The 12,686-nt window shown below is 63.9% G+C and carries 15 protein-coding genes; 7 read left to right on the top strand and 8 right to left on the bottom strand.

Annotated features, from left to right (window positions below):
• Positions 1 to 120 precede the first annotated feature (120 nt).
• Positions 121 to 474 carry a c-type cytochrome gene (locus tag BKY27_RS05945; RefSeq protein ID WP_071673536.1) on the top strand — a complete coding sequence of 118 codons (354 nt, stop codon included), beginning with the start codon at positions 121 to 123 and terminating at the stop codon, positions 472 to 474.
• Here BKY27_RS05945 and BKY27_RS20115 read toward each other — a convergent pair.
• Positions 450 to 599, bottom strand: coding sequence for a hypothetical protein (locus BKY27_RS20115; protein WP_158514965.1), 150 nt, complete (start codon positions 597 to 599; stop codon positions 450 to 452). The two genes, BKY27_RS05945 and BKY27_RS20115, sit on opposite strands and share 25 nt — an antisense overlap.
• A 203-nt stretch (positions 600 to 802) precedes the next feature.
• Here BKY27_RS20115 and hisD point away from each other — a divergent pair, with 203 nt between their 5' ends.
• On the top strand, positions 803 to 2,071 hold the full coding sequence (hisD, locus tag BKY27_RS05940) for a histidinol dehydrogenase (protein WP_071673535.1): 1,269 nt from the start codon (positions 803 to 805) through the stop codon (positions 2,069 to 2,071).
• A 111-nt stretch (positions 2,072 to 2,182) separates the two neighbouring features.
• Here the strand turns inward: hisD and BKY27_RS05935 are convergent, their stop codons facing one another.
• Together BKY27_RS05935 and BKY27_RS05930 are read right to left on the bottom strand one after the other, a co-directional pair.
• Positions 2,183 to 2,818: a ChrR family anti-sigma-E factor gene (locus BKY27_RS05935; RefSeq protein WP_071673534.1), complete on the bottom strand. Its 636-nt coding sequence runs from the start codon at positions 2,816 to 2,818 to the stop codon at positions 2,183 to 2,185.
• Positions 2,815 to 3,462 (bottom strand): sigma-70 family RNA polymerase sigma factor, encoded by a 648-nt coding sequence (locus BKY27_RS05930; RefSeq protein WP_084667872.1) that lies wholly within the window; start codon positions 3,460 to 3,462, stop codon positions 2,815 to 2,817. Before BKY27_RS05930 ends, BKY27_RS05935 begins: the two co-directional genes overlap by 4 nt.
• A gap of 95 nt (positions 3,463 to 3,557) precedes the next feature.
• Here BKY27_RS05930 and BKY27_RS05925 point away from each other — a divergent pair, with 95 nt between their 5' ends.
• The 5 genes from BKY27_RS05925 to BKY27_RS05905 are packed head-to-tail and all read left to right on the top strand — an operon-like array spanning position 3,558 to position 8,033.
• Positions 3,558 to 4,847 (top strand): NAD(P)/FAD-dependent oxidoreductase, encoded by a 1,290-nt coding sequence (locus BKY27_RS05925; protein ID WP_071673533.1) that lies wholly within the window; start codon positions 3,558 to 3,560, stop codon positions 4,845 to 4,847.
• A complete protein-coding gene (locus BKY27_RS05920) occupies positions 4,844 to 5,590 on the top strand; it encodes a DUF1365 domain-containing protein (RefSeq protein WP_071673532.1) in 747 nt (248 codons plus the stop codon). Before BKY27_RS05925 ends, BKY27_RS05920 begins: the two co-directional genes overlap by 4 nt.
• Entirely contained in the window at positions 5,590 to 6,759 is a 1,170-nt protein-coding gene (locus tag BKY27_RS05915) for an SAM-dependent methyltransferase (protein WP_071673531.1), read from the top strand. Before BKY27_RS05920 ends, BKY27_RS05915 begins: the two co-directional genes overlap by 1 nt.
• Positions 6,756 to 7,304: a DUF3833 domain-containing protein gene (locus BKY27_RS05910; RefSeq protein WP_071673530.1), complete on the top strand. Its 549-nt coding sequence runs from the start codon at positions 6,756 to 6,758 to the stop codon at positions 7,302 to 7,304. Before BKY27_RS05915 ends, BKY27_RS05910 begins: the two co-directional genes overlap by 4 nt.
• Before the next feature lie 3 nt (positions 7,305 to 7,307).
• Positions 7,308 to 8,033 (top strand): SDR family NAD(P)-dependent oxidoreductase, encoded by a 726-nt coding sequence (locus BKY27_RS05905; RefSeq protein WP_071673529.1) that lies wholly within the window; start codon positions 7,308 to 7,310, stop codon positions 8,031 to 8,033.
• 49 nt (positions 8,034 to 8,082) lie between these two features.
• Here BKY27_RS05905 and phnE (BKY27_RS05900) read toward each other — a convergent pair whose 3' ends face one another.
• The 5 genes from phnE (BKY27_RS05900) to BKY27_RS05880 form a co-directional block, all read right to left on the bottom strand.
• Positions 8,083 to 8,931 carry a phosphonate ABC transporter, permease protein PhnE gene (gene phnE / locus BKY27_RS05900; RefSeq protein WP_071673528.1) on the bottom strand — a complete coding sequence of 283 codons (849 nt, stop codon included), beginning with the start codon at positions 8,929 to 8,931 and terminating at the stop codon, positions 8,083 to 8,085.
• Complete coding sequence (gene phnE, locus BKY27_RS05895; RefSeq protein WP_071673527.1) at positions 8,928 to 9,830, bottom strand: phosphonate ABC transporter, permease protein PhnE; 903 nt, start codon at positions 9,828 to 9,830, stop codon at positions 8,928 to 8,930. Before phnE (BKY27_RS05895) ends, phnE (BKY27_RS05900) begins: the two co-directional genes overlap by 4 nt.
• 10 nt (positions 9,831 to 9,840) lie before the next feature.
• The gene (gene phnC, locus BKY27_RS05890; protein ID WP_071673526.1) at positions 9,841 to 10,650 is read right to left on the bottom strand and encodes a phosphonate ABC transporter ATP-binding protein; all 810 of its coding nucleotides are present in this window, start codon (positions 10,648 to 10,650) and stop codon (positions 9,841 to 9,843) included.
• A gap of 106 nt (positions 10,651 to 10,756) precedes the next feature.
• Positions 10,757 to 11,782, bottom strand: coding sequence for a phosphonate ABC transporter substrate-binding protein (gene phnD / locus BKY27_RS05885; protein ID WP_233491784.1), 1,026 nt, complete (start codon positions 11,780 to 11,782; stop codon positions 10,757 to 10,759).
• Between the two features lie 135 nt (positions 11,783 to 11,917).
• Positions 11,918 to 12,529, bottom strand: coding sequence for a DapH/DapD/GlmU-related protein (locus BKY27_RS05880; RefSeq protein WP_071673524.1), 612 nt, complete (start codon positions 12,527 to 12,529; stop codon positions 11,918 to 11,920).
• Between the last annotated feature and the right edge of the window lie 157 nt (positions 12,530 to 12,686).

The raw sequence follows: 12,686 nt of genomic DNA, 5'->3' as shown, positions 1-12,686 counted from the left end.
CCGCCGAAGTATTCCTACAAAGGTGAAAGACGCAAATTCCTTTCGCCGTCCTTGCGCCGGATCAAACCACTTTGGGTCGTCCATGACATACTGCCCAAAAAACAGGGAGCGCGCAGTCCAATGTTCCAGCGCATGTTTTTCGCCACTTCGGTCGTTTTGATCCTTTGCGGGCTGGCCGGGTGCGAGGCCCCGGCGAGTGACGTGTCCGTGGATCGGGACAGCGACGCCGTGGAGGTTTTTCAGACCACCTGCCAGCAATGCCACGGGGGCACCCACAACGGCAGGATGCTGGCCGACCTCACGCGGCTTTCTGCGGTAAACGGGGGCACGTTCCCGATGCAGCGGGTGATCGAGATCATCGACGGGCGCCAGGGCGTGCGGGCACATGGATCGCCGATGCCGGTCTGGGGGGATCGGTATTCGCAAGACCTGATCCGCGAATTGGCGGGCTATATCGAAACGATCCAGCAGTAGGCGCATAGCTGGCGGACCAGAGGCGATAGACCTTCCGGCAAATTGGCCGGTCCATTGGTCAAGCCGACCGCTCGCAGGCGGCTGAGCGCGGCGGCCTCGGCCAGATCTTCATCGCTTACACTCATGCGCATGTCCTTGGTATGACGCAGCCTAAGCGGCGATCCTTGGCGGGGAAGCAAAAAAGTTCCGTCTCCGGGCCGGGCAGCTTTCGCGGCTTGAAAACGGGAATTTCGAAATCCCGAAATGAATGGCATAACACACGAATTTCATTGACCAATTTTCGACCCACCCGCAAGATTTCCGCTATGCGAACAGAAAGGTCGGACCGATGGTCATAACCTATGTGAAAGAGGGTCTGCCGCAGGCCCGCGAGGACCGCCAGGACCTGAGCGATCAGGTCAGCCTGATGCTGCGCGTGATCGAGGCCGAGGGCGAAGCGGCGGTGACGCGCTATGCCCGGCAGTTCGACCGCCATGACGGCCCGGTTCTGCTGTCAGATGCCGACCGCGCGCGGGCCATCGCCATGGTGCCGGACGCGGTCAAGGATGACATTCGCTATGCCCATGACAACATCCGCCGCTTTGCGCAGGCGCAGCGCGCCTCGGTCACCGATTGCGAAATCGAGCTGGCGCCGGGGCTGGTGGCGGGGCAAAAGCTCATCCCGGTTTCGGCGGCGGGCTGTTACGTGCCGGGGGGGCGCTATTCGCATGTGGCCTCGGCCTTGATGACGATCACCACGGCCAAGGTCGCGGGCGTGCCACATATCACGGCGGCGTCGCCGCCCAAGCCGGGACAAGGCATTCCGCCCGCCGTGATCTTCACCATGGACCTTGCCGGGGCCGACGCGATCCTGTCGCTTGGCGGGGTGCAGGCGGTGGCGGCGATGGCCTACGGGCATTTCGGTCTGCCGGGGGCGGATATTCTTGTCGGGCCGGGCAACCAGTATGTGGCCGAGGCCAAGCGGCAGCTCTTTGGCCCGGTCGGGATCGACATGGTGGCGGGGCCGACGGATTCCATGATTCTCGCCGACCGAAGGGCGGACCCGGAAACCGTGGCATGGGATTTGGTGGGGCAGGCAGAGCATGGATACAACTCGCCGGTCTGGCTGGTCACCAACGACACCTGCCTTGCGCAAAGCGTGCTGGCGATGGTGCCGCGCCTGATCGACACCCTGCCAGAGCCGAATGCCGAAAACGCCCGCCGCGCCTGGGACTGTTTTGGCGAGATCATCCTGTGCGACAGCTTCGAAGACATGGCGCGGGTGGCCGATGAATATGCGCCCGAACACCTGCATGTGCAGGCCGAGGGGCTGGAATGGTGGCTGAACCGCCTGCGGGTCTATGGATCGTTGTTTCTGGGGGCAGAAACCACGGTGGCCTTCGGCGACAAGTGCGCCGGGCCGAACCATGTGCTGCCCACGTCAGGCGCGGCGCGCTATACCGGTGGGCTGAGCGTGCACAAGTTCCTGAAAACCGTGACATGGCAACGCGCCACGCCAGAGGCCGCGCGGCCAGTCGCGGCGGCGGCGGCAAGAATTTCGCGGCTGGAGGGGATGGAAGGCCACGCGCGCACGGCGGATTTGCGGCTGCGTGGGTAAAGACCAGAGCGCCACACGCGGACCAAAGGTCGTCAGGCCTCTGCTCGATTGACAGACCGTTCTGCGGGCTGGCCGACGCGCGGTTAGTCGAACGCCGACCAGTCCCGTTCCTCATATGCGAAACAAGGGCTGCAACAAGCGCGGGATCATCGTGGTGAAGCGCAGCGGCGCGTCGGTCGCGGCCAAGCAGATGCAGGGCTCGCCCTCGCCCGCGATGGGGGTATGCTCCAACTCATCGCCAGCGACTTCAAGATCGCCCACGCCAAAGGCGCCGGTCTCATCCGCGAAGCTGCCCTGAAGAACCAACGTCATCTCGATCCCGTTATGGCCATGATCGGGCACAGCGCGACCGGGCGGGATGTGGAGCAGCCGCAAGCTGCCCTCAGAGCCGTGTTCCAGAATGCTCTGCCGTACCCCGAACCCGAGGCTTTTCCAACGCGGCGGCCTGTTTTTCAGCGCCGCCATCACCGGGGCCGGGAAAATACCAGATCCTTTCGGCGCGGGCGGCTCGGGCATGTCGATATCCAGCAGCGCCAGGACATCTGCTTTCAGGTCATCCGACAGGGCGGCCGCATTGGTCGCTTCCAACACGACACCGCCTGCGGTTTCATGTGCCTCCAACCCTGCCCGACACTGTGCGCAGAGCGAAATATGGGTGGCCACGACCACCTCGAACACGTGCGGCAACGTTCCTGCCGCATAGGCGGCAAGCATTGGTTCAGGGATATGGTGATGTATCTTGCTCATGGCTCTCTCAGGCCCTTCAACTCGTGCCGCAGGCGTTCCAGCCCCAATCGGATGCGGGATTTAATGGTTCCAAGCGGCAACCCTGTCTCGGCGTGTATTTCCTGATGCGTCAATTCACCGAGGTAGGCTTTTTCGATCATCTGGCGTTGTTCCGGTTTTAGTTTTCCCAACGCCTGTTTCAACTTCCCTGTTTCCTGTTCAAGGGCGAGGATCTGACCGGGGTCAGGGTCGTGCTCGTCCTCGTGTTTGAGCTCTTCCGGCATGGCGCGGCTGACACGGCGGATCATGTCGATCTGCCGGTTCCGGGTGATCTGATAGATCCAGCCCGACACCTGCGCGCGGGTGGGATCGAACTGATCGGCCTTGCGCCAGATCGTCAGCATCACGTCCTGCACGATTTCCTCGGCCTGCGCCGCATCTGCCCCACCCCGCATGACGAAGCCCTTCAGGCGGGGGGCATAGAAATCGAACAACCGTGCAAAGGCCTGACGGTCGCAGGAGTCCCGCACCGCCAGCATCAGCCGGGTTTGCTCTGATAGATCGCGTTCGGGCGCCACGGCGTCCTTTTCCTTTCGCAAGGGGCGCGGCGGGGCCATCGGGCGGGCCGGGCGCGCGGGCTTGCAGATATCTGTTGCGATCAACATACGGCTCTTACGCGTCGGCGCAAATCGCGGATCAATTTTGATCCGAAGAAATTTCCCGCTCGTATGAGTTGCATACACAAGCTGGAGACTGCCCGATGTCCTTTGACGCCCCGTTCCGACCCTCGCGCCGTATTGCCGTCATCGGCGGGGGCATTTCGGGGCTGGCCGCCGCGTGGCTGCTGTCGCGCAATGACGCGGTCACGCTTTACGAGGCCGAGCCGCGCCTGGGCGGTCACGCCCGCACGGTGATGGCCGGCCTGAACGGCGACCAGCCGGTTGACACGGGGTTTATCGTCTTCAACTACGCAAATTATCCGCACCTGACACGGATGTTCCAAGACCTCGACGTGCCGGTCGCGAAAAGCGACATGAGTTTCGGGGCCTCGATTGACGGCGGTCGGATCGAATATGGCCTCAAGAACCTTGACGCCCTGCTGGCACAGCGCGGCAATCTTGCGCGGCCGGGGTTCCTGCGCATGGTGCGCGACGTGCTGCGCTTTAACGCGCGTGCCGAAGAGCTGGCCCGCGACGACAGTGCCACCATCGCGGACCTGATGCGCGACCTGCGGCTTGGGCAATGGTTCCGCGACTATTACCTCGCGCCGCTATCGGGCGCGATCTGGTCGACCCCGCCCGACCAGATCATGGCCTTCCCCGCCCGCGCACTGGTGCAATTCTTTCGCAATCACGCGCTGCTGTCGCCCACTGGTCAACACCAGTGGTGGACCGTCGATGGCGGCAGCCGGGAATATGTGACGCGATTGGAACGCGCCCTGACGCAACGCGGGACCGATCTGCGCATTGGCACGCCGGTCAAATCCGTCCGCCGCACGCCCGGCGCCGTCACGATCCAGACAGACGGCGCGGCGGAGGTCTTCGATCACGTCATCTTCGCCTGTCATTCCGACCAGGCGCTGCGCTTGCTGGACCGCCCCACGCAGGCCGAGCGGAACGCCCTCGGCGCGATCCGGTTTCAGGACAACGCGATCTGGTTGCACCGCGACACCGCCCAGATGCCCAAGCGGCGCAAGGTGTGGTCGTCATGGGTCTATCAGGCGCAGACGGGGGTCGACGTCCCGGCGATCGGAGTCAGCTACTGGATGAACCGGCTTCAGAACATCCCCGAGAGCGATCCGATGTTCGTGACGCTCAACCCCGCGCAGTCGATCCGCGAGGATCTGGTCTACGATCAGACCAGCTTTCGCCACCCCGTCTTCGATCTGGCCGCCCTCACGGCGCAGAGGGCGCTGCGCGAGATGCAGGGCCAGAACAACACGTGGTTCGCCGGGGCCTATACGCGGCACGGCTTTCACGAAGACGGGTTCGCCAGCGCCGCGCGCATCGCCCGCGCGATGACGCCGGTGGAACGGGTTGCTGCCGCATGAGCCAGTGGCCTGAACATCTGCGCGGCAAGACCACCCATGCGCGGCGGGGCGGCATTGCCCATGCCTTCACGCATTCGGTGGATTTCGTGCTGATCGACCCTGACAGCGACGCGGGCCCGGCCCTTTTCGCGCGTAACCGGCGCGGGCTCTTTTCCGTGCAGGACCGCCACCATGGCGGCCCGCCCAAGCACGGGCGCGGCGCGGAGTGGGCGCGCGAGGTTCTGGCCGCGCGGGGCCTGAGCGATGCGCGCCTGCTGTTGCTGGCGCAACCGGCGTTTCTGGGCCGTGTCTTCAACCCGGTCAGCTTCTGGCTGGCGTTCCGGGGCGATCAACTCGTGGCGGTCATCTCGGAAGTGACCAACACGTTCGGCGACCGGCACAGCTATGTCAGCCACAAACCCGGCTTTGCCCCGGTCGGCCCGAGCGACGTGTTGCAGGCCGAAAAGGTCATGCATGTCTCGCCCTTCCAAGAGGTGGCCGGTGGCTATCGCTTCCAGTTTCGCGTGACGCCGGAACGTATCGTGATCCGCATCCTGCACGACAACGGCCCCGAAGGCGTGGTCGCCACCCTGTCCGGCAATCGCCAGCCGATGACAACGTGGGGGCTGCTTGCCGCAACCTTGCGTCGCCCCCTCGGCACACTGCGCACATGGGGGCTGATCCATTGGCACGCGCTACGCCTGAAACTTAAAGGCGCGCGCTATCGCAGCCGCCCCCAAGCCCCCACAGAAGAGGTGAGTTGATGAATTTCCTGACGGCCCGCGTGAAACGCGAATTTCTGGAAAGTTGCGGCCAGATACAGGCTGGCACCCTGCGGCTGCGCACACCGGAGGGCGAGATGTATACCTTCGGACAGGGCCTGCCCGATGCCGAAATGCAGATCAACGACTGGTCCGTCGTCACCGCCTGCGCCGCCAAAGGCGATATCGGTTTGGGCGAAACCTATATGGCGGGGCTGTGGGATACGCCCTCGGTCGCGGACCTGTGCCAAGTGGCATTGATGAACATGGAGCGGCTGGAAACCTTCGTTTATGGCGGCTTCTGGGCGCGGATGGGGTATCGCCTGCTCAACACCGTTCTGCGCGCCAATTCGCGCCGGGGGGCATCGCGCAACATCCGCCAGCACTATGACGTCGGCAACGAGTTCTATGCGTTGTGGCTCGACCCCGGCATGACCTATTCCTCGGCCCTGTTTGCCGATGGCGACAGCGACCTGACCCGCGCGCAAGAGCGCAAGAACGCGCGCATCCTGAACCAGTTGCATGGCGAAAGCGTGCTGGAAATCGGGTGTGGCTGGGGTGGCTTCGCCGAGGCGGCGGCGGATCGGGGCCATCGCGTGACCGGCCTGACCCTGTCGCCGAGCCAAAAGGGCTATGCCGATGCGCGGCTGGATGGCCGGGCCGAGATCCGGTTGCAGGATTATCGCGACGCGACAGGACGGTTCGATAACATCGTCTCGATCGAAATGGTCGAGGCCGTGGGCGAACGGTATTGGCCAACCTATTTCAAGGCGCTGAAGGATCGCCTGTCAGACAACGGACAGGCGGTGTTGCAGGTCATCACCGTGCCCGACAGCTATTTCAACATCTACCGGCGCGGGTCGGACTTCATTCGCTCGCATATCTTTCCCGGCGGCATGTTGCTGTCGCACGGGGCGATCCGCGATCAGGCCCGCCGCGCGGGATTGAAGGTAGTGGACCGGTTCGAGTTCGGCCCCCACTACGCCGCGACCTGCCAGGCGTGGCACACCCGGATGCAGGAGGAAGAGCGGCGCATCAACCGGCTCGGCTACCCGCCCGAGTTCCTGCGTGCTTGGCGGTTCTACCTTGGCAGTTGCACGGCGGCCTTCCTGACCGGACAGACCGGCGTCAGCCAAGTCACACTGATGCATCACGGGAAGGCTGTTTCATGAGTTTCATGCTTGGCATCGTCGTTATCCTGCTTGGCGGCTGGATCGTGTTTCGACACCGGACCGGCTTTCGCAGCCAATCCCCGGCCGCCTATGCCGGGACACACCCGGCCTTTGACCTGCGCACCCACCTGTCGGGGCCGATCCTGTGCGAAGGCGTGATCTATGGGCCACTTGGCCGCGTGACCTCTCGCTTCACGGCCAACATGAACGGGGTCTGGACCGGTGCCACCGGCACGCTGGCCGAACATTTCGCCTATGCTGGTGGCGGCACGCAGGACCGGGAATGGCGCCTGCGGATGGGCAATGACGGCACCTTCACCGCCACCGCCGATGACATTGTCGGCGAGGGGCGCGGCGTCGTGTCGGGCGCGACGATCTGCATGACCTACCGTCTGCGCCTGCCCGAGGATGCGGGCGGGCATGTGCTGGATGTGACAGACTGGATGTATCTCATGGACAACGGGGTGATCATCAACCGCTCGCAAATGCGCAAGTTCGGTATCCGTGTGGCCGAGTTGATCGCCACCATGCGCCCGGCGACCTGAGCCATGTTCGAAGGCCGCACATATTGGCTGATCGGCGCGTCGGAAGGCTTGGGGCGGGCCTTGGCGCATCTCTTGGCCGACGAGGGTGCACGGCTGATCCTGTCGGCCCGCAATGCCGACCGGCTTGTCGATCTGGCAGGCGAGATCCGGGGCGCGCGCGCCCTGCCGATGGATGTCACCAATGATGGCTCGGTCGCGGCAGCGGCGGGCGATGTCGGCGAAATAGACGGCGTGATCTATGCCGCCGGGGCCTATGAGCCGATGAGCGCAGAAGACTGGGACGTGGATGCCGCGTTGAAGGTGTCGGACGTCAACTTCACCGGTGCAATGCGGGTGTTGGGCCACGTCGTGCCAGACATGGCCGCGCGGCGGCAAGGGCATATCGTGGTCATCGGTTCGCTTGCCGGGTTCAGCGGGCTGCCGGGGGCCATCGGTTATGGCGCAAGCAAGGCCGCGCTGATGCACCTGGCCGAGAACCTCTACATGGACCTGTCGCGCAAGAACATCCTCGTGCAGCAAATCAACCCGGGCTTTATCCGCACGCGGCTGACGGCGAAGAACACCTTTGACATGCCCTATATCATCGACCCCGAAGACGCCGCCCGACGGACGCTCAGGGCGATGACGTCGCGCCGCTTCGCCACGTCCTACCCGTGGCAGATGGCGACCTTCTTCCGCCTTGGGGCGCGGCTGCCGAAGCGGCTCTTTCGCCGTCTTCTCGGCGCATAGGAAAAGGCCCGCGCCTGACGTTGCGCGGGCCTGTCACGGTGTGGTCGGATCAATCGGTGTTCTTGCCGATCGCCCAAAGGCGCACGCGTTTGCTGAGCCAGTCGATCAGGAAGATCAGCACCAGCACGTTCAGCACCACGAAGGCGACCTGATCATACAGGCTCGCGCGGAAGCGTTCGATGATGATCATGCCGATACCGCCGGCGCCCACGATCCCGAGGATGGTGGCCGAGCGGGTGTTGGACTCGAGGAAATACAGCGATTGCGAGATGAAGACCGGCAGAACCTGCGGGATGTAGCCATAGCGGATCACCGCCAGCGGACCGGCCCCGGTGGCCCTTACGCCCTCGACCTGCTTGCGGTCGATGTTCTCGATTGCCTCGGAATAGAGCTTGGACAGCGTGCCAAGGTCGCTGACGAAAATCGCCAGCACGCCAGCCAGCGGCCCCAGCCCGACCGAGCGCACGAAGACGAGACCCCAGACCAGTTGATCGACACCGCGCAGCACGTCCAGCACCCTGCGGATCACCTGACGCACCACGAGGAACGGCATCACGTTGCGCGCGGCAAGGAAGCCGACGAAAAGCGCCCCGATAGACCCCAGAAGCGTGCCGAGAAAGGCCATCGCCAGCGTCTGCGCGATGCCGGTGTAGATGTTGCCGTATTGCCAGCTTTCCATGTCGCGCCACACAACGAAGTTGCGCAGCAAGTCCCAGACCCGCTCGGACGCGTTGAGCAGGCGGGCAATATCGAAATACCACAACGACCAGACGAGGTAGACCAGCGCGATGACCCACGGGGCCCATTTCTTGACGGTCTTCCACGCGGTGCCGAAGACCTCGGGATGCGTGGCCCGGACATCGGCCATTAGGGCGGGGGAAACGAGGGCGGTGCTCATGCGAAATTCTCCCGTCCGATGAAGCCAAGGCGCAGGCGTTCCGAGATCAGGTCGATCACGGTCACGGTCAGCACCACGAGGATCAGCACCGCCAGCACGCGGTCATCCGAGTAGAAGGAAATCACCCGGTTGAGTTCCTGCCCGATGCCGCCGGCGCCGACAAAGCCGATGATCGACGAGGCGCGGACATTGATCTCGAAGCGCAACAGGGCATAGCTGGTGAAGTTGGGCGTCACTTGGGGCACGACGCCGTAAAGCATCTGCTGCACCCATGTGCCGCCGACGGCGGCGATGCCCTCGACAGGCCGGGACGAAGCGTTTTCGTTTACTTCCGAGAAGAGCTTGCCAAGCGCGCCGGTGGTGTGGATTGCGATGGCGACCACGCCCGCCAGTGGACCGATCCCCACCATGAACACCAGCACGAGGGCCAGCAGGATCTCGGGGATGCCACGGCAGAGTTCGAGGAACCGGCGGGACAGCCAATGCACCCAGCTGTTCGGGGCAAAGTTGTGCGCGGCCGGGAAGCTGAGGACGAAAGCGCCGATGGCGCCGATCATGGTGGCGGTGATGGCCATCAGGATCGTTTCGCCGATCAGCTCGATATAGGTCCAGAAATCGGCATACCAGTAGGTCAGCGACCCCGGCGTCGCGCGGCCCGCCTCGTTACGTGCCTCGAACAGCACATCCCATTGCAGTTGGGGAACGATCGTCTGGAAATATTCGAAAATGCGCGGCACGCCATTGGCCAGCCGCTCGGGTGTAAAGCGGCTGATCCAGACGGACAGGGCCACGCAAATCAGGAAGATCGCAAGGGCGACGATGGTCATCAGCCGCTTGGAGGCCAGCAGTTCGGCGCGGTGGCGCTCGAAGGTGCTGACGGCGTCGTTTTGGTCACTCATGTCGCGGACCTCAGGCGGTTGCGCGCGCGGGCGCGGGACGCGCCCCGAGCGAGGTGGAGGTCGCGGCCTCGTTGAAGGCCTCGCCCGCTTCGGCGCCGTAGATGTCGCGCGCCATGCCAAGGGTCAGTTGCTCGGGCGTGCCATCGAACACCACGCGGCCGTCCTGCATTCCGATAATCCGGTCGCAATAGTCGCGCGCGGTGTCCAACGTGTGCAGGTTGCAGATCACGGTGATGCCATCCTCGCGGTTGATCGAGCGCAGGCTGTCCATCACGATCTTGGCGTTCATCGGGTCGAGCGAGGCAATCGGTTCATCTGCCAACAGGATGCGCGGCTGCTGCGCCAAGGCACGCGCAATCGCCACCCGTTGCTGTTGCCCGCCCGAAAGCGTCTCGGCCCGTTGCAGCGCGGTGTGCGCCATGCCGAGGCGATCCAGCGCCTGCACCGCCAGCGCGCGTTCCTCGGCGGTGAAGATCTGTGCCATCGCGCGCCAGCCCGGCATTTCGAAGAGGCGACCGGTCATCACGTTGGTCAGCACGTCGAGACGGCCCACAAGGTTGAACTGCTGAAAGATCATTGCGCAGTCAGACCGCCACGCGCGCAGGTCGCGCCCCCTGAGTTGCGCAATGTCGTTGTCGCCGAACAGGATCTGACCGTCGCTCGGGTCGATCAGCCGGTTGAGCAGGCGCAGAAGGGTGGATTTCCCCGCGCCGGAACGACCGATGATTCCGACCATCTGGCCGTCGGGGATGTCGAGCGATGCAGAGGACACCGCGACGGTATCCTTGAAGCGGCGGGTCAACTTGTCGAGCTTGAGCATGGAGGCGGTCCCGAAGTCTGGGCCGGGCCGGGCCTTGGCCCCCCGGCAAAGGAAAAACCGCGGAGCGGGCGCAAGGGCCAGCTCCGCGGCGTTAGGTCTGGTCGGCTCAGCGGTTGCTGGCGGCCTCACGACGCATGTTGATGATCGGCGTGTAGAAGTCGTGGTTGATCGGCCAGTAGCCGAGCGACTCACCGTCGTTGATGGCATCGAAGCATTCGCGGTCCTGGACCTGCAGCTGCATCATGGCGCCCATCACCAGGTCTTTCAGTTCCTGCGGAACGTCGGAACGGATGACGCGGGGGCCGTTGGTGATCAGGTTCGACTGCCACAGAACGCGGATCTCGTTCATGTCCAGCATGCCGCGATCCACCATCGAACGCAGGTTGCCGCGCGAGTAACCTTCGTCGTAGTTGCCAACACCCGACGTCCAGGTAACGCCAGCGTCGTACTGACCGTTCAGAACCGCGACAACCGCCTGCTCGTGGCCGCCACCAAAGCCGGTCTGCGAGAAGTAGGTGTCCATGTTGAGGCCTTCTTCATTGGCCAATTCGTAGGACGGGACCAGGTAGCCGGAGGTGGAGTTCGGGTCAGCGAACGCCAGGCTGTGGCCTTCCATGTCGGCCAGGCTCTCGATGCCGCTGTCGGCGCGGGTATACATGACCGAGTAATAGCCGAGCGAGCCATCCACCTGCATGACGGTGTAGAGCGGCTCAACCGCTTCGGGGTCTTGCAGGTAGATGCCGGCATAGCCCGAAGAGCCCAGACCAGCGAATTCCAGCTGACCGGCCAGCAGGCCCTGAAGAACGCCAGCATAGTCGGAGGCGGGGTAGAGTTCGACCGGAACGCCAAGACGCTCTTCCAGATAAGCCTGCTGGCAAGCGTGGTCGCGCAGGCGGTCGGCTTCGTTTTCGCCGCCGAGGATGCCGATGCGGAACACCGGAACTTCGTCACGCCAATCGGCAGAGCCGCCATGGCTTTCGGCAAAAGCTGCGGTCGAGGTGAGGGCGGTCGCGCCCATGATGAGGGCGACCAAGGATTTCTTGAACATCGTTTCTGTCCCGTCCTGAATGCGTTTCAGCCTCAGGGGGGCCACCTGCCGAATGCAGCCGATCCGCCCCTGAACACGAGCCATCGGCTACGGCGCGGATGTGAAAGCTTGACGAACGATATATGAAGTTAATGTTACGCCGAAAACTTGTCTGAATTTGCGGAAAACCATGGAAAACCACGTCAAATCAGGGGGCTTTGGCAGCCCCCCAACTCCCGCTCAGCGGTATTTGTCTATGAATTCATCCACCGACAATTTTCGGAAATCGGGCAATGCCGCCCCGAATGCCTCGTGGCTCCAGTCCCACCACGCGATCTCTTGCAGCGCCTCGGCCTGGGCTTCCGAAAAGCGGCGGCGGATCGGTTTGGCGGGCACCCCGCCGACGATGGTGTAGGGCGCCACGTCCTTGGTCACCACGGCCCCCGCGCCCACCACGGCCCCGTCGCCGATGCTGACCCCGGCGGTGATGGTGACGCCATGGCCGATCCAGACATCGTGGCCGATGGTCACCCAATGCTCCTTGCGCCATCCGAAGAAGTCGTCCTCGTCCTCGCCCAACCCGTAGGCCGCCGCGCGATACACCGCATGGTGCTGGCAGGCCCGCCATGTCGGGTGGTTGCCGGGATTGATCCGCGCGCCATTGGCGATGTTGGTAAACTTGCCGACCGTGGTCCAGATGACGTGGCCCCATTCGCAGATGTAGGAGTAATCGCCCATCTGGCTGTCCTTCATCTGCGTGCCGCGCCCGACCTCGGTCCAGCGGCCAAGGGAAACGTCGGGGGCCACGCTGGCCTCTGGGTGGATGGTGGGGGCTTCGCTCAGGCGCTTCATGGCTTTGGTCCTTCGGGTGTGTGTCACCGGCAGCTAACCGCCACCGCCCGACCCAGGGAAGCCCCGGCCCACCACCGTCACCGAAACTTCATCCCCCCGACATGAAGCCGTTACCGGCGGGGGTCTTCTGACGCGCACACGCGCATTCAGGAGAGAC

The sequence above is a fragment of the Nioella nitratireducens genome, assembly GCF_001879715.1.
GTDB classification, from domain to species: domain Bacteria; phylum Pseudomonadota; class Alphaproteobacteria; order Rhodobacterales; family Rhodobacteraceae; genus Nioella; species Nioella nitratireducens.
The sequence above is the reverse complement of the archived record's forward strand: the minus strand, read 5'-3'. Positions and strand labels throughout refer to the sequence as shown.

What these genes read in the sequence shown, in the direction of transcription:
- BKY27_RS05945 (WP_071673536.1), top strand. Translation starts at nt 121, where the DNA reads ATGTTCCAGCGCATGTTTTTCGCCACTTCGGTCGTTTTGATCCTTTGC.
- BKY27_RS20115 (WP_158514965.1), bottom strand. Translation starts at nt 599, where the DNA reads ATGAGTGTAAGCGATGAAGATCTGGCCGAGGCCGCCGCGCTCAGCCGC.
- hisD (WP_071673535.1), top strand. Translation starts at nt 803, where the DNA reads ATGGTCATAACCTATGTGAAAGAGGGTCTGCCGCAGGCCCGCGAGGAC.
- BKY27_RS05935 (WP_071673534.1), bottom strand. Translation starts at nt 2,818, where the DNA reads ATGAGCAAGATACATCACCATATCCCTGAACCAATGCTTGCCGCCTAT.
- BKY27_RS05930 (WP_084667872.1), bottom strand. Translation starts at nt 3,462, where the DNA reads ATGTTGATCGCAACAGATATCTGCAAGCCCGCGCGCCCGGCCCGCCCG.
- BKY27_RS05925 (WP_071673533.1), top strand. Translation starts at nt 3,558, where the DNA reads ATGTCCTTTGACGCCCCGTTCCGACCCTCGCGCCGTATTGCCGTCATC.
- BKY27_RS05920 (WP_071673532.1), top strand. Translation starts at nt 4,844, where the DNA reads ATGAGCCAGTGGCCTGAACATCTGCGCGGCAAGACCACCCATGCGCGG.
- BKY27_RS05915 (WP_071673531.1), top strand. Translation starts at nt 5,590, where the DNA reads ATGAATTTCCTGACGGCCCGCGTGAAACGCGAATTTCTGGAAAGTTGC.
- BKY27_RS05910 (WP_071673530.1), top strand. Translation starts at nt 6,756, where the DNA reads ATGAGTTTCATGCTTGGCATCGTCGTTATCCTGCTTGGCGGCTGGATC.
- BKY27_RS05905 (WP_071673529.1), top strand. Translation starts at nt 7,308, where the DNA reads ATGTTCGAAGGCCGCACATATTGGCTGATCGGCGCGTCGGAAGGCTTG.
- phnE (WP_071673528.1), bottom strand. Translation starts at nt 8,931, where the DNA reads ATGAGCACCGCCCTCGTTTCCCCCGCCCTAATGGCCGATGTCCGGGCC.
- phnE (WP_071673527.1), bottom strand. Translation starts at nt 9,830, where the DNA reads ATGAGTGACCAAAACGACGCCGTCAGCACCTTCGAGCGCCACCGCGCC.
- phnC (WP_071673526.1), bottom strand. Translation starts at nt 10,650, where the DNA reads ATGCTCAAGCTCGACAAGTTGACCCGCCGCTTCAAGGATACCGTCGCG.
- phnD (WP_233491784.1), bottom strand. Translation starts at nt 11,782, where the DNA reads ATGGCTCGTGTTCAGGGGCGGATCGGCTGCATTCGGCAGGTGGCCCCC.
- BKY27_RS05880 (WP_071673524.1), bottom strand. Translation starts at nt 12,529, where the DNA reads ATGAAGCGCCTGAGCGAAGCCCCCACCATCCACCCAGAGGCCAGCGTG.